This is a genomic window from Nocardia alni, from assembly GCF_019038435.1.
GTDB classification, from domain to species: domain Bacteria; phylum Actinomycetota; class Actinomycetes; order Mycobacteriales; family Mycobacteriaceae; genus Nocardia; species Nocardia alni.
In genome coordinates this window covers 1-20,897 of sequence record NZ_JAGPOX010000166.1, presented here as the reverse complement: position 1 = coordinate 20,897, position 20,897 = coordinate 1, and the positions used below count along the sequence as shown (strand labels likewise).

Annotated in this window: 20 protein-coding genes; 9 read left to right on the top strand and 11 right to left on the bottom strand. The window is 66.3% G+C overall.

The window, feature by feature from the left end:
• Positions 1-768: 768 nt before the first annotated feature.
• Positions 769-1,347, bottom strand: a complete 579-nt coding sequence (locus JZ791_RS38360; protein WP_216901953.1) for a TetR/AcrR family transcriptional regulator — start codon at positions 1,345-1,347, stop codon at positions 769-771.
• A 179-nt stretch (positions 1,348-1,526) separates the two neighbouring features.
• On the opposite strand from JZ791_RS38360, the gene JZ791_RS38355 reads away from it, so the two are divergent.
• The gene (locus JZ791_RS38355; protein WP_216901951.1) at positions 1,527-2,459 is read left to right on the top strand and encodes an aldo/keto reductase; all 933 of its coding nucleotides are present in this window, start codon (positions 1,527-1,529) and stop codon (positions 2,457-2,459) included.
• A gap of 300 nt (positions 2,460-2,759) precedes the next feature.
• Here JZ791_RS38355 and JZ791_RS38350 read toward each other — a convergent pair whose 3' ends face one another.
• Positions 2,760-2,999 (bottom strand): hypothetical protein, encoded by a 240-nt coding sequence (locus JZ791_RS38350; RefSeq protein ID WP_216901949.1) that lies wholly within the window; start codon positions 2,997-2,999, stop codon positions 2,760-2,762.
• A gap of 81 nt (positions 3,000-3,080) precedes the next feature.
• Positions 3,081-3,959, bottom strand: coding sequence for a universal stress protein (locus JZ791_RS38345; protein ID WP_308163365.1), 879 nt, complete (start codon positions 3,957-3,959; stop codon positions 3,081-3,083).
• A 714-nt stretch (positions 3,960-4,673) separates the two neighbouring features.
• On the opposite strand from JZ791_RS38345, the gene JZ791_RS38340 reads away from it, so the two are divergent.
• Positions 4,674-5,585: a cutinase family protein gene (locus JZ791_RS38340; RefSeq protein WP_216901945.1), complete on the top strand. Its 912-nt coding sequence runs from the start codon at positions 4,674-4,676 to the stop codon at positions 5,583-5,585.
• A 463-nt stretch (positions 5,586-6,048) separates the two neighbouring features.
• On the opposite strand, the gene JZ791_RS38335 is transcribed toward JZ791_RS38340, so the two are convergent.
• Together JZ791_RS38335 and JZ791_RS38330 are read right to left on the bottom strand one after the other, a co-directional pair.
• Positions 6,049-7,671: an AMP-binding protein gene (locus tag JZ791_RS38335; RefSeq protein WP_216901943.1), complete on the bottom strand. Its 1,623-nt coding sequence runs from the start codon at positions 7,669-7,671 to the stop codon at positions 6,049-6,051.
• Positions 7,672-7,677: 6 nt separating this feature from the next.
• Entirely contained in the window at positions 7,678-9,045 is a 1,368-nt protein-coding gene (locus JZ791_RS38330) for a lipase family protein (protein WP_216901941.1), read from the bottom strand.
• A gap of 98 nt (positions 9,046-9,143) precedes the next feature.
• Here JZ791_RS38330 and JZ791_RS38325 point away from each other — a divergent pair, with 98 nt between their 5' ends.
• From JZ791_RS38325 to JZ791_RS38315, 3 genes are all read left to right on the top strand, one after another.
• Positions 9,144-9,818: a TetR/AcrR family transcriptional regulator gene (locus JZ791_RS38325; protein ID WP_216901939.1), complete on the top strand. Its 675-nt coding sequence runs from the start codon at positions 9,144-9,146 to the stop codon at positions 9,816-9,818.
• A 126-nt stretch (positions 9,819-9,944) separates the two neighbouring features.
• A complete protein-coding gene (locus JZ791_RS38320) occupies positions 9,945-10,778 on the top strand; it encodes an enoyl-CoA hydratase/isomerase family protein (RefSeq protein WP_216901938.1) in 834 nt (277 codons plus the stop codon).
• A gap of 579 nt (positions 10,779-11,357) precedes the next feature.
• Positions 11,358-12,479, top strand: coding sequence for an LCP family protein (locus JZ791_RS38315; RefSeq protein ID WP_308163366.1), 1,122 nt, complete (start codon positions 11,358-11,360; stop codon positions 12,477-12,479).
• Positions 12,480-12,855: 376 nt separating this feature from the next.
• Here the strand turns inward: JZ791_RS38315 and JZ791_RS38310 are convergent, their stop codons facing one another.
• The 3 genes from JZ791_RS38310 to JZ791_RS38300 all read right to left on the bottom strand — a co-directional run bounded on the left by JZ791_RS38310 (position 12,856) and on the right by JZ791_RS38300 (position 14,210).
• Positions 12,856-13,302 carry a hypothetical protein gene (locus JZ791_RS38310; protein ID WP_216901936.1) on the bottom strand — a complete coding sequence of 149 codons (447 nt, stop codon included), beginning with the start codon at positions 13,300-13,302 and terminating at the stop codon, positions 12,856-12,858.
• Complete coding sequence (locus JZ791_RS38305; protein ID WP_254207073.1) at positions 13,299-13,643, bottom strand: MarR family winged helix-turn-helix transcriptional regulator; 345 nt, start codon at positions 13,641-13,643, stop codon at positions 13,299-13,301. Before JZ791_RS38305 ends, JZ791_RS38310 begins: the two co-directional genes overlap by 4 nt.
• Positions 13,644-13,874: 231 nt before the next feature.
• On the bottom strand, positions 13,875-14,210 hold the full coding sequence (locus JZ791_RS38300; RefSeq protein WP_216901934.1) for a hypothetical protein: 336 nt from the start codon (positions 14,208-14,210) through the stop codon (positions 13,875-13,877).
• A gap of 698 nt (positions 14,211-14,908) precedes the next feature.
• Between JZ791_RS38300 and JZ791_RS38295 the strand changes: the two genes are divergently transcribed.
• Complete coding sequence (locus JZ791_RS38295; protein ID WP_216901933.1) at positions 14,909-15,352, top strand: SRPBCC family protein; 444 nt, start codon at positions 14,909-14,911, stop codon at positions 15,350-15,352.
• A gap of 176 nt (positions 15,353-15,528) precedes the next feature.
• On the opposite strand, the gene JZ791_RS38290 is transcribed toward JZ791_RS38295, so the two are convergent.
• Positions 15,529-16,335, bottom strand: a complete 807-nt coding sequence (locus tag JZ791_RS38290; protein ID WP_216901931.1) for a LysR family transcriptional regulator — start codon at positions 16,333-16,335, stop codon at positions 15,529-15,531.
• A 67-nt stretch (positions 16,336-16,402) separates the two neighbouring features.
• On the opposite strand from JZ791_RS38290, the gene JZ791_RS38285 reads away from it, so the two are divergent.
• Both JZ791_RS38285 and JZ791_RS38280 read left to right on the top strand, forming a co-directional pair.
• Positions 16,403-17,299 carry an NAD(P)H-binding protein gene (locus JZ791_RS38285; protein WP_216901929.1) on the top strand — a complete coding sequence of 299 codons (897 nt, stop codon included), beginning with the start codon at positions 16,403-16,405 and terminating at the stop codon, positions 17,297-17,299.
• Positions 17,296-17,979, top strand: coding sequence for an SDR family NAD(P)-dependent oxidoreductase (locus JZ791_RS38280; protein WP_216901927.1), 684 nt, complete (start codon positions 17,296-17,298; stop codon positions 17,977-17,979). The genes JZ791_RS38285 and JZ791_RS38280 overlap by 4 nt, the downstream gene beginning before the upstream one ends.
• A gap of 247 nt (positions 17,980-18,226) precedes the next feature.
• Here the strand turns inward: JZ791_RS38280 and JZ791_RS46700 are convergent, their stop codons facing one another.
• Entirely contained in the window at positions 18,227-19,045 is an 819-nt protein-coding gene (locus JZ791_RS46700) for a helix-turn-helix domain-containing protein (protein ID WP_216901925.1), read from the bottom strand.
• Positions 19,046-19,386: 341 nt separating this feature from the next.
• On the opposite strand from JZ791_RS46700, the gene JZ791_RS38270 reads away from it, so the two are divergent.
• Complete coding sequence (locus JZ791_RS38270) at positions 19,387-20,427, top strand: methyltransferase (RefSeq protein ID WP_216901924.1); 1,041 nt, start codon at positions 19,387-19,389, stop codon at positions 20,425-20,427.
• 224 nt (positions 20,428-20,651) lie between these two features.
• Here the strand turns inward: JZ791_RS38270 and JZ791_RS38265 are convergent.
• Positions 20,652-20,897: LysR substrate-binding domain-containing protein (locus tag JZ791_RS38265; RefSeq protein WP_254207071.1), on the bottom strand; the 246-nt coding region annotated here is incomplete at its 5' end.

Genomic DNA, 20,897 nt, shown 5'->3' with positions numbered 1-20,897 from the left:
ACCCCACAAGCCCCCAGATGACCCCACCGGCCCCACGTCCATCGTTCCGCCACCGTCGCCACTCTTCCAGACGCGCATCACACCCTGTGCCCAGTTCGCCATCGTCGCGCGTGTGATGTGCATGTCGTAACCCACGAGTCGAACCTCTCCACCTGGCGTGAGATGTGCCGCCGCACGGTAGAGATTCTCACGCCTGTCCGGGGGCACTGTTCAGCCGGTGCTCGTTCATTCCGATGTGCCCGGCGAGGCCGATGGACACCGCACCGCTCGTGCGACAGGGTGGTGGTCACCCGGGTCGGCTGACGGCTCGCCGGTATGCGTCGGCGATGTCGTCCTGCTGTGTTTCGGTCGGGTCGACGCCGACGGGCGGTGCGAATGGCCGGGGCCGAAGGCGAGATCAACTGCCCGTCCTGACCAGCGAGACCGACCGCCGGAGCCGGTGAGAGGGTCAGTTCCGGCCTGTCGCTGCATTTTTCTGCCTCGAACCTCTGATTCCCGACGATTCCGCCCGAAGAATGCAGCCGGAGGCCGGTTCCCCCATGCTGACCCGACACCGCGCCCGCGACCCGCCAGGCATCAGCGCACGGCCACCACACCGAACCGCGCTCCGCGAGCCGACTCCACACCACCACGCGACGACCCGGCCTAGCGCTACATTCTCCGGGCCTTAAACTCCGGTTTCGGACAAATCGTCCTGAAGAATGTAGCGGGAGGCCGGTTCTCCGAAATGGCTCGGGTGATTGTCGACCTGGTTCGCCGCCATCGCTGTCATGCCTTGAGCACGCCGTCGACGAGGGTGGTCAGGAATTCGTGATCTACGGGTTCCCCGGTGATGATCGAACGGTAGCTGATCATCGCTGCGACCACGACGGCCAGCAGGTCCGGGTCGCGTTCGCTACCGATCCCGCCGCGGGCCTGCTCCCGTTGGATTGCGGTGCGGATCGCCTGGTTGCGGGGCTCCAAGATTCGGCGTCGAACGGCGCTCGCGAGGTCTGTGTCGTGTGGCAGGAGCGAGAGCAGGCCCATCATGACCTCGAGTTTCCTGGAGGCGGGGCCGTTCCGGGATGGATCGAGTAGCGACGTCAAATCCCCTGTGAGAGTTCCGGTGTCGGGTACGGCGGTGGTCGGTTCGCCGCGCAGGCTCTCCACGGCGTCGACGACGAGTTCGGCCTTGGACGGCCAGCGTCGGTATATGGTCGCCTTGCCGGCGCTCGCGCGTGCCGCCACCATGTCGGTGGTCATCCGCTCGTAACCGGTCTCGGCCAGGACGTCGAGCGTCGCTTGCAGGATCGCGCTGTCGCGCGACATGTCGCGTTTGCGACCGGTACGGCCTTGGCGCTCCGACATCACACATCTCCTGATTCTCACTTGAAACGGTACTTGCCAGTTCCGAAACTGATCAGTACCGTAATAGTGCTAGTCGGCGGAACGCAAGCGGCTCGCCATCGACAACACCTCGGCCCCGCACCCACATCTCACTCGATCCCGATGCCGTCGAGGCAGCCTCACATCGAGAGGAACAATCAATGACTCTTCCCCGCAGGGTTCTCGGACGGACCAAAGCCGACGTATCGATCCTGGGCTACGGCGCCATGGAGTTGCGAGGCCCGGAGTACATGGGCGGCCCGGCGATCTCCGACGAGGAAGCCGGACGGTTGTTGCACGAACTGCTCGACCTGGGAGTCGATCTCGTCGACACCTCGATCGACTACGGTCGCAGCGAGGAACTCATCGGCCGCCACATCGGTTCGCGCCGAAGCGAATTCTTCCTCGCCTCCAAATGCGGGTGCGCGTTGTCGTTGCCGCCCGGCGTTCTGCCCATGCCCGATACGCACGACTTCGGCGCCGCGAACGTCCGGGCCGGCGTCGAGCAGAGCCTGACACGGCTGCGCACCGACTATCTGGATCTCGTTCAGGTGCATATGTCACCCTCGCGCAGCGAGATGGAAGCCGCGGGAACCGTCGAGGCCCTCCAGGCGCTGCGGAACGAGGGCAAGGTGCGATTCATCGGGATGTCCGGAATACTGCCGAACCTGCCCGAACAGATCGAACTGGACGTCTTCGACGAGTTCCAGATCCCGTACTCCGCGCTGCAACCCGAACACGACGCGCTGATCTCGCGTGCGGCGCAGGCCGAGGCCGGTGTCATCATCCGTGGCGGCGCTGCCCGCGGAACCGCCTCGGAGGACAAGAACTTCACGGTGCAACCGCTGAGCGGATCGGGGGCATCTGCCCAAGATCGCTGGGAGGCAGCCCATCTCGACGAACTGCTCGACGGCATGAGCCGCCACGAGTTCGTCCTGCGCTTCACCATCAGCCATCCCAACGTGGCCAGCACGATCGTCGGGACCGCCAACCTCGAACATGTCCGTAGCAACGTCGCGATCGCCTCCCGGGGACCACTGCCCGCGAATCTCTACGCCGAGGCCAGAAACCGACTCGGGCTCGCACCACTCTGATCGCGGGCTTTGATTCACCACGCTTCCGGCTGCGACCGCTGGGCGGCGTCCAGCGGTCATAGCAGCGGCACGGTTGGGCAGACATACAGCGTGGAGCCAAGATCCGTGTGGCGAGAATGAGGCAATGCGAGGGTGGTCCATGGACCGAATCGAAAACCGCTGGGCGGGAGTATGCGGCACCGGCCTACCTCCTCGAAGCCGCCGGGCGCTCGGTGACCGGTGCCCTACCCGACTTGCTTCGGGGAGCCTCGAGGCAGGTGACGATCGCTGGCTGCGGGTCGATGATCTGTCTCGGTGCGTTCACGGCGGCGGACTGTCCCACCGATACGAGTCCGGGAGATTGTGTGTGCCACCGGAGTTTTGGTCCTGGATGACCGCGTTGGCGGTGTAGGAGGTGCCGTTCTGGAAGGTGACCAGACAGTGCAGATGGGAGGTCTGGCCCCGCATCGTGCCGTGGACGTGCGGCGTGCACGATACCGAGTCGACCGGACGGTGGTCGACCTGGGTGATATGATTCTTCATCGTATTCTGCAGTGCCACATACGCATCCGTGTTCGGTCCGCACGCGGCGAGAACGATCGCCGATGCCGCGAGAACTCGGATCCAGCCGATTCGCATGGACTACCGCGTAGCCGGGTGTACGACCATGACAGGGCACTGCGCATGCTGCACAAGGAAATTCGAGGTCGATCCGAGGAGCAGGCCGCTGATGCCGCCGCGGCCGCGGCTGCCGACGACCACGAGCTGTGCCGTCTGCGACCACTCTCGCAGGCGCTCGGCGGGCGCGGACATATAGATCTTGCGCACGACCGGGACATCGGGATACTTCTCCTGCCAGCCCGCGAGGCGTTCTGCGAGAAGCGCCTTCTCGGCCTCCTCGGACGCGGCATCGCCCAGGAACGGATCCGTTCCGGCGAAGTGGCCGATATCCCAGTCGGCGCAGGCATGGACGGCCACGAGGCTCGTGCGGCGTTCGGCGGCTTCGATGAATGCGGCCGCGATGGCGCGTTCGCTCACCGGGCTGCCGTCCACGCCGACGACGACCGGCGCGTTGGCGCGGTCGGCGTGCTCGGCCGGTACCACGATCACCGTGCCGTGCGCGTGCGCGGTGACCGCCAGCAGTGTCGATCCCAGGTGGGCGAGTGTGCCGGCCGAGCCGGTGGCCCCGATCACGACGGCGAACGCCTCGGCGCTGTGCTCGACGAGCAGGCCCGCGGGACTGTCCGACGTCATCGCGGACGACAGGCGGACTTCGGGCGCGGCCAGTTGGGCCAGGTGTTCGGCGTGTGTGATGACGTTCCTGCCCTGGGCGCGGGCCGCGTCGATGACATCCTGCGCGGTGACCGCGTAGGCGCCCGCGACGGTGTTCACACCGACCAGGCCCAATCCATGCATGAGCCGCAGTTCTCGGCCGCGGTGGACGGCATAGCCGGCGGCCCAGCGCACCGCGGCGTCCGAGCCCTTCGAACCGTCGACGCCCACGACGACCTGCGCTGACACGAGGTGGTGTGTATCTGTGGAGTCGGTCTGTGACGTCGTGTCATGTGGTGTCATCGTGGCCTCCGAGGATGCGGAGCGGCCGCCGTCGGGGGCCGTCGCAAGTCACCATAGAGACGGCGTGCGCGGCAGGATGCTGCCGAACGTCATGGGCGGCGGGGCAAAAAGACCGTGGCTCGGGACATTCGACTCGGTCGTCGGCCTGTCGCCGCCGTGCGGACTGAACTCACCCCGGCATCAGTCTGAGGACAGCGTCTCCGTTCGGATCCGTCACACCTGTCGGGAGCGGGCCGTAGGCGCGCTCAGTAGCGTCGCCCTCGGCCGCGTGGAGAACTCGGGCCATGCCGGGGTTCGGGTGCGAACGGTCCGCAGGCACGATACCGTCGCCCCGGCCACCTCGAAACTCTGCTTCACGCTGCGGCTCCGGTGCGAGCGGCCCGTGGCCTGATACCCGGCGGCCTCCCACAGCTCGTGCGAACGTCGGTTCCCGGCCGACATGGACCGTGCGGACGACATTCGGTCCCGACTCGCCGACAAGGATACTGACCAGCGTCGCGCGCAACCCGAAAGCGATTGTCGATTACCACAGCAAGCAGGCTCTTGACCAGCATTTCGCTAATACTGCGCTATCTCCGAGTGGCATTTACACTCGTAGACTCGCACAGTAGCTGTACGTCGGCCCGACATCCCGTCGGCCGTGAACACCCGGAGTACCCCATGCTTTTTCGATGGAGAACCACCGTCGTGAGTGCGGCGGCCGTAATGATCGCCGCATTGCCCGTCGGTGTGAGATCTGCCGCGCAGGCGGCGCCGCCTGACTGCCCCAGCCTGTATGTCGTTGCGATTCCCGGAACCTGGGAGACTTCGGACAAAGATCCGGGCAAGGGCATGCTGGCCAATGTCACCAACAACCTCCCGGGCGATGTCCGGACCGACTATGTCGCCTATGCGGCCACCGCGTTTCCCTGGGAGGGGGACGTGTACGGTCGCTCGAAGGCGGAAGCCGTCAACCGTGCCCGCGGCATGATCAGCGCGATGGCTCTGCATTGCGGTGCAACACGATTCGCGCTCCTGGGCTACAGCCAGGGCGCGGATGCCGCCGGTGACGTGGCGGCCTCGATCGGCACCGGCTTGAGCGTCGTACCGGCGAATCGTGTGGCGCTGGTCGGGCTGATCGCCGATCCCCGCCGGTCCCCGACCGACCAGCTGATCGGTGCGCCGGTCGGTGGTGCGGGTGCCAGCGGTCCGCGCGTGGGCGGTTTCGGCTGGCTCAGCAACAGGACGTACACCTTCTGCGCCCCGGGCGATCTGTACTGCTCGATGCCCAACGGCGACTTCGCCGGTCGGATCGGCGGGCTGCTCGTCCAGCTCTCGAACCCGGACCCGGCCCAGTTCGGGAACTACCAGAGGGAGGTGTCCACCCTCGTCACCGACGCTCTCGCCGCGGGCGGTGTCGGGCTGCTGGACAACCAGATCAACAGGCAGGAATATGACCAGCGCAGGAAGCAGATCAACGACTTCCTGAAGTCCGGGATCCACCAGAGCTACCCCCGATACGTCGTCGACTCCAACGGAGACACCGCCCTGACCTGGCTGCACGATCGGCTGGCCGGTATCGCGGGAAGCTGACGCACAGGGGATACCGAGGACGTCGACGTCGATACGTCGCGGCAAGGCACCGGCATCATCGATGAGTTGCGATGCCGGGACGGACCGTGTCCGACGTTCACGAGTCACGAGTCACGAGTCACGAGTCACGAGTCACGAGTCACGAGTCACGAGTCACGAGTCACGAGTCACGAGTCACGAGTCACGAGTACACTGCGGCTGGCCGAAACGCTCGGCCAGCTGTAGTGCTGGTTCCATCAGCCATAGTGCCGGTCCCATCAGCTGTAGTGCTGGTTCCATCAGCCATAGTGCCGGTCCCATCAGCTGTAGTGCCGGTTCTATCAGCCGTCGTGCCGGTGCCATCCAGAGTTGACACGAGTCCGGAGCAGGTGCCTGGTGCTCGGTGCCTGGTGCGTGATGCCGCATCCCAGTGCTTGGTGCCCACAGGCCTGCGGTGAGCCCCTCACATGCCGGTCGACGCCGCTCAAAGCGAGAAGCGGTCGCTGTCCGGCTCCCGGTCTCGGGCAAGGGCAGCCAGACCGCCGCGATGAATCTTACCGGTGGCGGTGCGCGGCAGATCGTCGACGAGATGCACATCGCGCGGCACCTTGAAGCGTGCGAGGTGTTCGCGGACGAAGAGTTTCACCTCGGCCTCGGTGACGTCACCGGCGGGAATCACGAAAGCTGCCAATCGCTGGCCGAATTCGTCGTCGGGAACCCCGATCACGGCGGCCTCGGTGACCGCCGGATGCTCGTACAGCAGATCCTCGATCTCCCCGGGGAACACGTTTTCCCCGCCGGAGACGATCATGTCGTCATCGCGACCGTCGATGAACAGCCTGCCCGCCGAATCCCAATGTCCCACATCGCCGGTGCTCATCAGCCCGTCGAGAATCCTTTTGCCGCCACCACCGGAATAGCCCTCGAAGGCAATCGCATTGCCCACGTACACGGTTCCGCTGCGGCCGGGACCGTCCACGGGAATCCGGTTGTCCGCGTACAGGCGAACCACGATCCCAAGGGGCGGCCGTCCGACGGTGCCGGGCGCCGCGATCCAGTCCTGCGGGGTGGCGATCGTCGCGGTACCGGTCTCGGTGCACCCGTAGAAGTTGTAGATCACCGGACCGAACGCCTCGATCGCCTTGCTGCCCACCGCAGATGGCAGGGCCGCCCCCGCGCAGAACACGATGCGCATGCTGTCGGTCCGGTGACCGGCCAGGACGTCGTCACCGAGGCTCAGAATGCGACGGAGCATCGTCGGCACCAGCACCAGCGCGGTCACCCGGTGCTCGGCGATCTGTTCCAGTGCGCGGGTGCTGTCGAACCTGCCGTGCAGAATCACGGTGCAGCCCAACGACAATGACAGAATGAATTGCGACAGTGCGGTGCCGTGGAACAGCGGCGCGCACAGCAGGGTGACTCCGCCGCGCCGCAGCGGAACCCGATCGAGGAATTGCGCCGCCGCCAGCGGTGATCGCACCCTCCGCGGTACGCCTTTCGGAGTTCCGGTGGTGCCGCCGGTGAGGATGACGAAACCACCCTGCCGCGGTGGATCCGGGAGCTTGTGCTGCGCGCCCGGCGATATCGGCTCGACGCCGAGCCGGCGCACCCGATTCGGCGCCATAGTCACCGCATCGGCGAATTCGGCGTCGGCGACGATCGCATCGATGGCTTCCCGGTCGGCCACGTCCGCGAGCTGCGCCGCGGCGAATCCCGTGTTCAGCAGCACCAGCCGACTGCCGATCTTGGCCGCCGCCACCATCGCCAGCACCAGGCCACGGTGATCGCGGCACAGGACCGCGACGGTGGATTCGGGCCCGATCCCGGCAGCGAGCCAGGACAGCGCCAATGCGTCTGTAGCAGTGTCGAGTTCGTGATAGGTGAGCGCACCGTCCCGATCCACGATCGCGAGGGTGTCGGGACAGCGGCGCGCCGCGACCCGCACCGGTCCGGCGATCGGGCCCAGGATCCGGGTGCAGCGTGCCGTGCGCCATATCTCGAGGGGTCGCCGGAGATCGATCAGTCCCGAATTGTGCAATACGGCAACCTGTTCGATGGACACCCGCGTGGCCGCCGACAGCCGCCGCAGCATGGACGGAAACGACATCGGCGGTCAGCTTCCCGGGAAGCCGGCGGGCAGCGGGGCGCGGTAGTCGAGCATGAACCTCGGACCCGGCGGGAGACCGCGAAGCACCGCGCTGATCCAGGCCTGCGCGGGCAGCCAGCCGACCACGGCGTTGGTGATGTGTTCGGGCAGGGGCACGGTGATGAAGCGCAGGTCGGCACCGGCGTCGTGATACTTGTGCACCACCGGGAGCACCACGGTCGAGGGCGGGATCAGTTCGTCCCACGCCCCATGGAACCACAGCAGCGGTGAGTCGGGAATGTGCGCGTCCAGGCTGTTGTCCCGCAGCACCCGCAGGACCGCCGGTGAGCTTTCCAGAGACTGCCCCGGCTGGAAATAGTCGTCGATCGGCCGCCACATGCCGGTCAACGCCGCGGTGTAAACGCACCGGTCCGACATGTCGGCAATGATTTCCTGCCCCGCGGGGGTCAGGAGTTTCTTCGCGTCGAAGACGTCGGGGTATTCGCGCGCCAGACCGGCGAACCCGAGCCACATGGTGAAGTTGCTGATCCCGGTGACGCCCGGCTGCCGCACCGTGGCATACCGCGCCTGCGCGACCAGGTCGGCCGGTGCGCCACCGAAGGCGGTGCCGAGCAGATGGACATCGGGTGCGTAGGTCGCGCGCAACGCGGCGGCGCGGATCGACCCCGACCCGCCGCCGGAGTAGCCGTAGAGGGCGACTCCGGAGTCGTGCAGTCCGAGAGTGGGATCGTTTTTCACCGCGCGGATGCTGTCGAGGACCATTTTGCCCTCGTCCCAGGTACTGAAAGTATTGAACTCACCATCGAAGTCGGGGACGTTGATCGCGAAACCCTGTGCCAGCCAGTAGGTCGCGAGCGCCGCCTCCTTGAATGTACCGAGCTGCAAGGTATGTGAGGGATTGCAGGCGGAATCGGTCGAGTCGATCGCCTCCTGGAAGGACACCACCGGACGCGCACTGCCGACCCACGGAATGCCCGGCACGATCACCGATGTCGCGGTGACGATCGGGTCGCCGTGCACGTCCTCGGACCGGTAGAGCAGCTGCTTGGTGTAGACGGGGAACGGAATCCCGACGAGCCGGGTCTGCACCTCGCGCGTCCGCACGATCTGCCCCGGGCGGTAGGCCGCCGGATCCTGCGGCGGCCGATACCAGGGGTCGGCATCCGGGGTGGCGATCGGGAGCGCGTGGTAGAGGTCGGGCTCGCGCGGCAGTTGCGGCAGTTGGTTCTGATCGGGCGGAAAGCTCGGCGGGAACGTCGGATCCGCCGGTGCTACAGCGGGATTCACGGCGGTGAGCGCCAGGGTCAGGCCGATGGCCAGGCTTGCCAGGGACCGGCGTGCCGTACGGCCCGGCCGGAATGAGTTGGATCCCATGTCAGTCCTCGGAGAGATGAAGGGGTTCCGGCAGTACAGCACACGGACTTGTTTCCAGCAAGCGCCCTTGTTCGAAACACGCCCGTATACTCGACGAGGTGACTTCGAAATCCACGTCCTCGGCACAGCGAACGACAGGTCGCCGAATCCGCGGACTCGACGCCGACCAGCGGGCGAATCAACGCCGCGATCTACTCCTGGATTCGGCGCTGGAACTGTTCGCTCGCGACGGGTACGCCAACACCTCGATCGAATCGCTGTGCCAGGCGGCCTATGTCGGCAATAAGGCGTTCTACGAGCACTTTTCGACGAAGGAAGCCTGCTACCTGGAGCTGTTGCAGCGCAACACCCACAGCCTGATGCGGACGGTGGGCGCCGCCATCGAGCAGGTGTCCGATAGCGAAGAGCAGGCCACCCGCCACCTACTCGAGGTGTTCGCCCATGCGCTGCTGGACGATCCGCGGATCGCCGCTGTCACCTTCGGTCAGGCGGGCGGCATCTCGCCGACCATCGAGCGGCAACGCCGCGCCAACCGCCGCGAAGCAGCCGCACTGGTACTGAATTTCTGGCGCCGCTACGACACGTCCCCCGTCGACCGCCGCCGCGAAACCCTGGCCATCGCCGTAATCGGCGGCCTGTTCGATCTGGTCAGCGACACCCTCGACAGAACGGATCACGCCCCGACCCCTGCCGAGACCGACACTCTGATCATCGACCTCACCGACTTCACCCTCATCACCCGAGCCGGCATCCGCGAACGCGCCAACCGGTAACGGCCGGCCCGGCGACCACGCGCCCGGCCGTTGGATGTCGATCGTAATGCGAGCATGGTAGTAGTTGATTCTCGATTTCGAGAAGATAATTCTCCATGACAGAGAGTGTGGATAGTCGTGGCAGGTATGAATCGGGTTCTGCTCTCGGAGGACCGCGATGGTGTGCGGACGCTGACCCTCAACCGACCGAAGCGCAAGAACGCCATCGACGCGGAACTGTGGGCCGCCCTGGCGGACGCGTTTCGCGCAGCCGCTGACGACCGGTCGGTACGTGCACTGGTGCTCACCGGCGCCGGTGGAGCCTTCTGCTCGGGCGCGGACATCTCGACACCGGACAACGGGCATCCGATCTACCGGATGCGCGCCCTGACCGACGTGGCGTTGCTGCTGCACGAGTTGCCGATGCCGACGGTGGCGAAGATCGACGGTGTGGCGGTGGGTGCGGGCTGGAATCTGGCCCTGGGCTGCGATCTGGTCGTCGCGACGCCTGGGTCCACGTTCTCGCAGATATTCGCCCGGCGCGGGCTGTCGGTGGATCTGGGCGGATCGTGGCTGTTGCCGAAACTGGTTGGACTGCAACAGGCCAAGCGCTTGGCCCTGCTGGCCGAGACCTTCGACGCGAAGCAGGCGCGGGCGCTGAACCTCGTGACCTGGGTGGTGCCCGAGACCGAAATAGACGCGTTCACAGATGATCTCACCGCCCGGCTCGTCGCCGGTCCGCCGGTGGCGCTGGCGCAGAACAAGGCGTTGCTGAACGCGGGCGCGAACCTGACATTGCGGGAGGCGCTGGCCGGTGAGGCGGCGGCGCAGGGCCTGAACTTCGCCACCGCGGACGCACCAGAGGCGTTCGCCGCCTTCGCGGAGAAACGCGACCCGCACTTCACCGGTCGCTGGACGGTGCACAGGCCACCGGCCCGCGGCGCCGAGGGGTCCGCGAACGGAGATGAATCACACTCCTGAGCTGTGATCCGAAATTGGTTGCCCTGCAACAGTGCTCGATGATCTCATCGAAATCTCAGGCGTATCGGCTATGACTGTCGGTTGGGGAATGAAACATTTGGTGGGCGATCCCTGATAAAGGCACGGGAATCGGTTGATTTCGCCGCCCGGACCCTGCCCCCATACCTCGGGAACGGATCGTTACCATCGCCCGGGCAGGTGATCGAGCACATCGGAGGACACATGAGCGGCGACTGGTCGGGACGCGGTGGAGAACGCCCGCGACGGCCGGCCAACCCGGGCTATCCACCGCCAGGCGGGCCGCGGAACCCTCGAGGCGGGCAGCCACCGGAGAACATGCGGTTACGGCGGCCGCTGAACCCCGGTAGTCCACCGCCGCGTATGCCGCAGAACCCGCCGCCCGGTCCGCGACCGAGGCCACCGGAGAGCCCGCGATCACGGCTGCCGGAGAACCCACGGCGGCCGATGCCTCCCGGCAACCCGCCGCCGCGCCGACCGCCGAGCCCACCGGCCAGATCACGAAGGCCCTCGCCGCGCCGGTGGTGGCGCAACTTCCGCCGGGTTCTGGTATTGCTGCTTGTGCTGGTGGTGGCCCTGGTCGGGTACTACGTGTACCTGTTCACCGATATGTCCAGCGCGATGGCCTCCTCCCACGCCCTGGACGGCGCGCCCACCTCGTCCGACGGCACGAATATCCTGCTGATGGGCCTGGACACGCGCAAGGACCAGAACGGCCGGCAACTGTCGGCCGCGATCCTGGCCCAACTCCACGCCGGAGACGGTGACGAGGGCGGTTACAACACCAACACCCTGATCCTCATCCACATCCCCTCCGGCGGCGGTAAGGCGCAGGCGTTCTCGATCCCTCGTGACGACGCGGTCGCCGTGCCCGGCTACGGCACGCTCAAGATCAAGGAGGCCTACGGCAACGCCAAGGCCGCCGCCGAGCAGACCGCGGCCCAGCAAGGGGTGACCGACCAGCATCAACTGGAGACCATCGGCCGGGAAGCCGGGCGAAAGCTGGAGCTGGAGACCGTCCGCAACCTCACCGGCGTATCGATCGACCACTTCGCCGAGGTCAGCCTGGCCGGTTTCTACGATCTGGCCAATGCCCTCGGCGGCGTCCAGGTGTGTCTCGACAACGCGGTCAACGACTCCGCCTACTCCGGCGCGGTATTCCCGGCGGGCGTGCAGACGCTCAACGGCGCCCAGTCGCTGGCGTTCGTGCGGCAGCGGCACGGCCTGCCCAACGGCGATCTGGACCGCACCCACCGGCAGCAGGCGTTCCTCTCGTCCGCCTCACACAACATCCGCAGCATGGGCACGATCCTCGACCCGTTCAAGCTGAGCGACATCACCGATGCGGCGAAACGGGACATCGTCATCGACCATGGGTGGAACGCGCTGTCCATGGCGTGGGAAATGCGATCGCTGACCGGCGGCAATACGGTCTTCCAGACGCTGCCGATCGAAGGCTTCTTCAGCCTGAACGGCGAGGACGCCAACCGCGTCGACCCGACCCAGATCAGCCAGATCATCCATTCCACCTTCTACGGCACCACCAACGCGGCGGCCACCGGCAATTCCGCTCCCGCCGGCGGTGATTCGGGCGGCGGCAACGATTCCGGATCATCGAACAATGCTCCGAACGGCGCGCCCGTGCAGGCCAATTCGGGTGGCGGGGTGCCCTGCGTGAACTGACCGCCCGCGCGATTGCCTTGGCGGAGGGCGACTTCCGCTGTGGCAGTTTGGTTTATGGCCAATCGGCGTGCCAAACGCAAGAAGGCGGTCGTGCTCGGCGGCGGCCGGTCACGAAATCCGCTGGCACCGCGGTCGATGATCCGCAGCATCGGAAACGATGGCGGACGAAGTTCCGTGCCAGCGCTCTGACCGCCGGGCTCGCCGCCATCGCCCCAAGGCACCGCCCTGGATGCCCATCGGGTGGAGTATCACTCCGCCTCGGACTCCAATGCGTGTCAACCGGAACGCGCATACGTTCCAAAGCGTCTGGCAGGCAATGGTTTTGACAATTCGTTGGAGGTGTCGGCAGTGGTGATCGCCGAGTTGATCCCATGGTTCAGCGGTCGTGCTGCCAGGGAAATGGTGTGAGGTCGGGTTCGACCCAGCCGGTCCTGGCCGCGGGGCTGGCCAGTGTGGTGGTGCGGTAGAACCTGGTGAGCAGTCTCTTGTCCAGCAGTGCCGGGTTGTGGTCGATGAAGGTGTCGAAATCGTCTGCGGTGGTGTCGATTACGTGGTGGCCGACCAGCTCGACCCAGGCGCGGCTGACGGTGGTGTGGTATTTCCGCGGGGCGCCCTGATAGCGCGCGGTGCGCTGGATGCCGTCGCTGACCAGTTCGATCGCCCGGGGGGTGCCGTAGCGGCGTACGGCCAGGTAGGTGAGGTGCAGGTGCTGGCGGTGACCGAACCGGCCGGCGTCTGCGGTCACTTCGGTCAGCAGGTCGGTGTAGGGGTCCGATTCCTCGGACGGATCCTGGTCGGGGTGCGGTGCGTTGTCGTGTGTCATCGGTTGTCCTCGATGAGGGCGTCCAGGACGGTGTAGAAGCCGGCGACAACTTCGGGGGGTAGGTCGCCGAGTGTGCGGGATTCGAGGTCGGCGAGGGTCCGGCGGATAGCGTCGGCGGTGGCGCGGCCGGTGTCGGTCAATTCGATCAGGACCGAGCGCCGGTCGCCCGCGCGGGTGACCCTGGTGATCAGTTCGCGCTTGTCCAAGCGGTCGAGCACGCTGGTCAGGGTGGTGGGACGCGCTCCGATCAAGGCGGCGACCTGGGAGACGGTCCGGCTCTGCCCGTCGGCGAGGTTACCAAGCGCATTGATCTCGGAGGCGGTCATGTCGAGATCGACCAATTCTCCGGCAATCCTGTGAAGCGTGGCGTGAGTCGCGCGCTGGAGAGTCAGCAGCAGCGATCGATCAGAATGTACGAAATCGTTATTCACGATTTCGGATAATACCAAATCGTACTAATTTGGCGCTACTACTCACCTGGCATCGTCACGAATCCGCCGCCGTCGGACGGTGCTGCCGCAGCCGCGAACTCTCGAGCCGCGGTGTCCGAAGCCCCGCTGCTCGACCCGGCTCTAGCTGGAAAACCTCTGGGCTAGGTTCCGAAGCCGTTGTGCTGCGCGGGCCGCTCGATCCGGCGGCACGGCTGTACCGGGCATCCGGCTCATCTGTTCGAGTTGGTCGGCGAGGCGCAGGTGCTCGCGGTGGGCGTGGTCCCGGCAGGCCAGGCAGGTGACGCTTTCCGGACGTTGGGAGGTCATCGCATATGGCACGCGCACACCACAACCGGTGGTGACCACGCTCGGCGGGTCGATCGGTTTGCCTAGTATGGAGACGACGAGATTGCGGTAATCGACTCCGGCCTGCATCACCTTCTGCTCGACGTGAATGTGCGGATCGGTCTCGCTCATCTGCTCGTCGCCCTTGTCGCAGTGGTCCGAACGTTATTCTAGTGCCGCCTCATGCGGCATCGACACTCGGTGACCGCGCCGAACTCGGTGACCGCGCCAACCTTTCCAGACGCGGCACCGGCTCGAGAACCCAACACGTCATGCGCGGCGCCGCATATTCGCACGGTCACTGTGGAGTTCAGGAGATCGCGCCATCGAGCAGATTCGGCGGAGGCTGGTCGTCGCCCTGTCCGAGTCAGCGTCGAGCTTCCGCGTCACTGACCGGCCGGCGATCGGGCATCTCCAGTCGGTGCGCGAGCGATGCTCGCGTTCTGGCAATCCGGCAGTGCTGCGGCGAGTTTCGGGAATCGGATAGTGCGCCTGGAACTTCGGCAAACGGACCGGTGTGGATGCGGACAGCGACCGATTGCGGTCGTTTTTCGAGAACCTGTTCTCATTCGTGAGTCGATTTACCGCTGATTCATTCGCGTTGCGCCGACGTATGCCCTGATGCGCGACGCGCGTCAGGGGTGCGCGCACACCGATCTCCGATCTGAACATGATCTGAAAATGCTTCTGCCACATAATAATCCGTGACGATAGCGGAGCGAGTTTGTATCGAAACCGCATCGATTCACCCGACTTCCCCGGTTCGGTGCCTGTTTCGCCCCGTAGGCTCCGCAGCGAATCACGCACCACTGGTCGAAATGGAGTTCCCGATGCGCACGGTGAAGCTGCAGCGCACCATCTGTGCGCCCGCGGCGGACGTGTTCGAATGGCTCACCGATGTCACCAATTTCCAACGGGTTCCGGGGATTTTGCGAGTGACGTTGGTGCGGCCGGGCGATATCACGGAGCACGGCACCGGCGCGGTGCGGCTCCTGGTGACCCCGCTGGCGCGGGTGACCCAGGAGATCGTGGAATACGATCCGCCCCGGCTGATTCGCTACAAGATGCTGAAGTCCTCGCCGTCGGTGTGGCAGCAGGAGGGCACTCTGCGATTCGAGCAGGTCGAAGAGGGCACGAGAGTCACCTGGATCTCCGTATTCGGAATCGCCACACCGATTTTCGGCGATCTATGGACCCTGGCGGCGGCGCCCATGACGGTCATCGGCCTGCGGGCCATACTGGCCACGGCCGACCGCGAACTGCGGGGCGAATAAGGGCCGGTCGCTCAGAACGCATGTCGAATTCAGTTATCATGCAACGGGATTGGTGATCACCGGCCCCGCCGCCGATGTTGGCGCTGTCCAATGCCCGTGAACGCCGGTGGGCGATGACGGATCGAGTGGAGTGGGATCGGCCGGCGTGACGAGCTGGGCGACCGAGGGGCGATGACCTAATGCCGCAACGTCGTGGTCGCGATGTCCAGGAAGTCGCGCACGAGTTTCTCGGGCCGGTCTGTCGTGACGACGAGGCAGGTCTCGGCGTTCGGGGCATCGGCGACGGGGAGGTGGACGAGATCGGGACGGGAGTAATAGCGCGCGACGCTGACCGGGACGAGTGCGATGCCGTGTCCGGAGGCGATGAGCTCGAATTTCTCCTCGAGTGAGTCCAGTCGCCGGGTCTGGGTGTCGAGCATGAGTTCGCAGTCGAGGTCCGCGCGGAGGATCTCGTCGCGGTGGGCGAGCGGGTGCGTGGCGGGCATGCAGGCCACTCGATGTTCGTGGCCGATGGGGATGGTGTGCAGGCCGGAGTCGTCGAACGGCCTTCGCAGGTAAGCGATTTGGGCACGGCCGTCGCGCAGCGGCGCGTCCGGATCCCACCAGCGCGCCGGGACGACGTCGGTCTCGACCTGTGGGTGAAGGGATTTGAACGCTCGGATCGCTTCGGACACATGGAGTCCCGGAGCGAAGGCGATCACGAGCCGCTGGATGGCCCGGTCGGCGTCGTGCACGCGCCGTACCGCCGCGTCGATGGTCCCGAGGATCCCCTGCGCCTCCTCGTAGAGCTGCTTGCCGGCGGCGGTCAGCTCCACGCTGCGGGTGGTCCGCTCGAGCAGGGTGCAGTCCATCTCCTGTTCGAAGGCCCTGATCTGTCGGCTGAGCACCGGCTGGGCGATGTAGAGCTGTTCGGCCGCCCGGCCGAAATGCCGGTGCTCGGCCACCGCCACGAAGTAGCGGAGCTTGCGCATATCCAGATCCATGCCTTCAGGGTATCAATTCGCGGGAAGGGTATTGGACGCCCGGCCCCGCCGCCCCGAGACTCGAAGCATGATCGTCATCACGACTCCCACCGGCCAGATCGGTGGCCGACTGCTGGATATCCTGCTCGACGAAACCCCAACGCGCGGTGAGGAATTGCGCGTCATCGTGCGCGATCCCGGGAAGCTCCCCGAGCGGGTCCGCGCTCGGGTCGACGTCGTCGCCGGCTCGCACGGCGACCCCGATGTCGTGGACCGGGCCTTCACCGGGGCGGACGCCGTGTTCTGGGTGCCGCCGGGCGATCCCCAGGCACCGAGCATCGACGCGGCGTATTCCGGGTTCACCCGCGCCGCCGCGAAGGCGTTCGCCGCCCATGGCGTCGGACATGTCGTCGGCGTCTCGTCGCTCGGTCGCGGCACCGCTGTGGCCGATCGCGCCGGGCTCGTGACGGCGTCGCTGGCAATGGACGACTTCATCGCGAGCACCGGCGTCGCCTACCGCGCGCTGGCCAATCCGAGCTTCATGGACAACCTACTGCGACAAGTGGTTTCGATACGCGACAACGGCATCTTCACCGGCACCACAGAGGCCGACCGTGCCGACCCGATCGTCGCCACCCGCGACATCGCCGCGGCCGCCGCGGGCCTGCTGCTGGATCGCTCGTGGACGGGGACGGGCGAGGTTCCGGTCTTCGCGCCGGCGGATCTTTCGGCGAACGACATGGCACGCGTCATATCGGATGTGCTCGGCCGCCCGGTCCGCTACGAGCGGCAGTCGCTCGATGACCTGCGGGCCAGACAGGCCGCACGCGGGGCGGGCGAGGCGACCGTACGGGGCTACGTCGACATGATGCGCGCGGCGGACGAAGGTCTCTACGACAGTGCGCGGCGCACGCCCGGCAACACCGGCCCGACGGGCTTCCGCGAGTGGTGCGAACAGGTCCTCGCCCCGGCGGTGCGGGCATGAGTACGGCACTCGTCGTCGGGGCTTCCCGCGCCCTGGGCCTCGCCCTCGCCACCGAGTACGCCCGCCGCGGCTGGGACGTCATCGGGACCGTCCGAGGCAGCGAGCGCACCGGCCTGCACGACCTGGCCGAGGCATCCGAGGGCCGGGTCACGGTCGAGACGCTGGACATGACACACCAGGACCAGATCGCCGCGCTGCGCGAACGCCTGGCCGGACGCACCCTCGACCTCCTGTTCGTCAACGCCGCCATCACCCGGGGCGACATTCCGGTCGGCGAGGTCCCGACAGAGATGTTCGTCGAGGTCATGGTCACCAACGCACTGAGCCCGATGCGCGTGGTCGAGTCCTTCCGCTCGCTGGTCGCACCGACCGGCACGATCGGCGTCATGTCCTCACGCCAGGGCAGCATCAGCTTCAACACCAACGGCGGACACGAGGTTTACCGCGCGAGCAAATCCGCCCTGAACCAGCTGATGCGCAGCTACGCAGCCCGATACGCCGAGGCCGAACACACCCTGCTGCTCATGTGCCCCGGCCACGTGCGCACCGAACTGGGCGGAGCAACCGCCCCCCTGAGTATCGACCAGTCCATCCCCGGCGTCGTCGACACGATCGAACATCACCGAGGCGAACCGGGCCTGCAATTCCTGAACTACCAAGACCAGCCCGTGCCCTGGTAGACCACCGCCGAGGTCTCAATCCTGCCAACGGCCTACTGGCCAAGGCCATGGCTGGCAGGGGTGACGAGGGTCGTCTCGATGCAGCGTGGCGATCCATCCGTCATGGACCGCCCGCCGGGTTGCGGGCACAGTCGCCTTGGCATGCCGTAGGAACGTGGTGGGGTTCGTCAGCGTTTGCTGGCGGGCTGGGCGGATCTGGTGAAGCGGAAGTTCGAGACCGGGATCGCGCCTCGGTGAGTCCGGAGACTTACCGGGGCGATTCATCTGCGTATGGAGGTTCGAGCCCGCCGCCCGCCGTGTCACTCAGACGGGCGAACTCGGTGGGCGTCTGCCGGTACTGCTTCCGGAACGCGCGGATGAAGTGACTGCTGTCCGAGAAATGCCATCGGGCCGCGACCTCCATGACGCTCGGCCGATCGAATGGCACCACCAACTCGAGCCGGGCCCGCTCGAGCCGCCGTCTGCGGATATATGTCCCCACCGACTCATCGAGCGTGGCAAACGCCCGGTGCAGGGTGCGCACGGAGACGTTCAGTTCGCGGGCCAGTGACATCGGCGAAAGCTCCGGATCGGCAAGACGACTGTCCGCGAGGTTCATCGCCGCGCGGGCCAGCGCGGGAGCCAACAAGGGTTCGGCATCGTCGAATTCTTGTCGCACAACGCCTTTGGCAAGCCCCAGTAGGGCATCACGGGCGCTTTGCAGCCCCGCCGGACCGAGGTCGTACGCGACCGTGCCGAGCATGTTGGCATGGGCCGCGAGCACGCGCACCACGGGTGAGCGGACCGAGCCGACGATATGCCGGCCGTCCAGCAATGACCCAAACTCCTCGGTGGGCAGGATGAGAACCTTCGCCGTCGCGCCCGAGCTCACCTCGAACCGCGTCGGCTGGCCGTCGCGACGCACGATAAAGGATCCGGCCGGAACGGTGACGGTCCCGCCTCGCTCGTCCGGCCGGGAGAAGCGCCAAGTGCCGTGCGACATCAGGTGCATCAATACCCGCTCGTCGGAGTCACGGGTACCTGTGGTCTGGCCGATATACGACGCGCTGTGGGCATTCGCGATCACCGTATCGAGCGCCGTTGCGGCCCGGACCCTGATCCGGAATTCCCGGGACGCACCGAAGTCCAGTCCGGACAGTGGCCAGGCCTGGCCCACCTGGCTGTCCCACTCCCTCTGGAAGGCGCCAAAGCTGTCCTGGGCGGTCCCCGGAGCAGTGACATCCGCGGAGAAGACCCTGGACGATCGACCCAGCTTCGGTGTATCAACCATGCCCTCGCCTCTCTACCAGGCACTGATATTCCATCAATCCGTCACTCAGGTCCAATGCCCGTCGGCGTTTTTCGCCATATTCTCACAGAGATTTCCGACGACGAGCAGGAAGGTTGCGCTCGATTTCTATGACAGACATGACACATGGCGTTGACGAACCGCAGAACGATTCCATCGCGGACGCCGCCGAGCTGATCGACCTGACAGCCGGTGTGATCAAGATCCAGGTCCTGCACGCGCTCGCCGCGCTCCACGTCGCCGATCACCTCGATGGAGGGCCGCGGACGGCAGCGCAGGTGGCTGCGGACGAGGGCAGTCACCCGCGGGCCACCTATCGCTTGATGCGGGCGGCGGCGGGTCTGGGCGTGCTGAACTACGAGGGGGACGGCCGTTTCGGCCTGACCGGTCGAGGCCGCCTGCTGCGCACCGGCGTGCCAGGCTCGATGCGCTCGTTCGTGCTGGTACAGGCCGGGCGCTCGCACTGGCAGCCCTGGGGTCTGTTTCCCGATGCCGTACGGCAGGGTGTGAGCCAATCGAGGGCGGCACTGGGGGCGGACACCTTCGAATACTTCTCCAAACCCGAGAACGCTGGTGAAGCAGCGCTTTTCGCCGAGGCGATGGCCGACCTGTCCGGCCTGGTGACCCAGGGCGCCGTTGCTGCGGTCGACACCACGGGGGTCTCGACCGTCGTGGACGTCGGCGGCGCCGACGGACAGTTCGTCTTGGCGCTGCTGGCCGGCGACCCGGCCCTGCGGGGTCAAGTGCTCGACCTGCCGCACGCCGCCGAGCGCGCCGGCAAGGAGGCCGCGCGACGAGGCCTGTCCGATCGGTTCTCCGGCGTAGCAGGCGATTTCTTCACCGAGGTACCTGCCGCGGATCTCTACCTCCTCAAGACAGTGTTGCATGACTGGGACGACGAGCAGTGCGCCAACATTCTGCGCAACTGCCGGGCCGCGGTGCACGACGGGGGGCGCGCGGTGATCGTGGAGACGATCGTCGGTGAGATCGGCAAGCCCGACTTCGCCACCCTCTCTGATATGGGCATGCTCGCCGTGACGAACGGCATGGAACGAGACCTTGACGAGTTCGACGCCCTCTTCGCCTCTTCGGGATGGCGCCGCGACAAGACGTATCCCGTAGGCGGCGGTTACTTCGGCATCGAAATCATCCCGGGCTGATCGTTCGGCGCAACGTCAGTGTGTCGCCATCGGTCAACACGGGCACATCGAGTGGATATCGTAGGGCCATGTGACCAGGAGACCTGCCGGACAGGTAAGTCGGCAAACGATTTTCGCGCCGACGACCGAAGGGCTGACGCTTCGGACAGTCTGGCGGTCCAGTGGCCGGCGCTCAGCTGGCCGCGCGAGTTTGCTGGATGAGATCAGCCGTGGAGACTCGAAACCTAGAGTCGGGTTGCGGTGCGGATCAGGTCGGCCAGGGGTTTGGAGCGGGAGTGGGGTGGCCAGGCGATGACCGTGGTGACGGTGGGGGCGTCCGAGATCGGGATGGTCAGGTGGTCTTCGTGGAGGTGGGACGCGACCGTTTCGGGGAGGATCGCGCATGCTCGGCCCAGGGAGATCAGTTGCAGGAGTTGGGTGTGATCGCGGACCCGGGGGCCGGGGCCGTCGGGGTAGGTGCCGTCCGGGTG

Excerpts from the sequence above, each read along its gene's own strand:
- JZ791_RS38280 (WP_216901927.1), top strand. The coding sequence starts at position 17,296 with ATGAGTACGGCACTCGTCGTCGGGGCTTCCCGCGCCCTGGGCCTCGCC.
- JZ791_RS38295 (WP_216901933.1), top strand. The coding sequence starts at position 14,909 with ATGCGCACGGTGAAGCTGCAGCGCACCATCTGTGCGCCCGCGGCGGAC.
- JZ791_RS38340 (WP_216901945.1), top strand. The coding sequence starts at position 4,674 with ATGCTTTTTCGATGGAGAACCACCGTCGTGAGTGCGGCGGCCGTAATG.
- JZ791_RS38355 (WP_216901951.1), top strand. The coding sequence starts at position 1,527 with ATGACTCTTCCCCGCAGGGTTCTCGGACGGACCAAAGCCGACGTATCG.
- JZ791_RS38330 (WP_216901941.1), bottom strand. The coding sequence starts at position 9,045 with ATGGGATCCAACTCATTCCGGCCGGGCCGTACGGCACGCCGGTCCCTG.
- JZ791_RS38310 (WP_216901936.1), bottom strand. The coding sequence starts at position 13,302 with ATGACACACGACAACGCACCGCACCCCGACCAGGATCCGTCCGAGGAA.
- JZ791_RS38360 (WP_216901953.1), bottom strand. The coding sequence starts at position 1,347 with ATGTCGGAGCGCCAAGGCCGTACCGGTCGCAAACGCGACATGTCGCGC.
- JZ791_RS38285 (WP_216901929.1), top strand. The coding sequence starts at position 16,403 with ATGATCGTCATCACGACTCCCACCGGCCAGATCGGTGGCCGACTGCTG.
- JZ791_RS38320 (WP_216901938.1), top strand. The coding sequence starts at position 9,945 with ATGAATCGGGTTCTGCTCTCGGAGGACCGCGATGGTGTGCGGACGCTG.
- JZ791_RS38300 (WP_216901934.1), bottom strand. The coding sequence starts at position 14,210 with ATGAGCGAGACCGATCCGCACATTCACGTCGAGCAGAAGGTGATGCAG.
- JZ791_RS38270 (WP_216901924.1), top strand. The coding sequence starts at position 19,387 with ATGACACATGGCGTTGACGAACCGCAGAACGATTCCATCGCGGACGCC.
- JZ791_RS38290 (WP_216901931.1), bottom strand. The coding sequence starts at position 16,335 with ATGGATCTGGATATGCGCAAGCTCCGCTACTTCGTGGCGGTGGCCGAG.
- JZ791_RS38335 (WP_216901943.1), bottom strand. The coding sequence starts at position 7,671 with ATGTCGTTTCCGTCCATGCTGCGGCGGCTGTCGGCGGCCACGCGGGTG.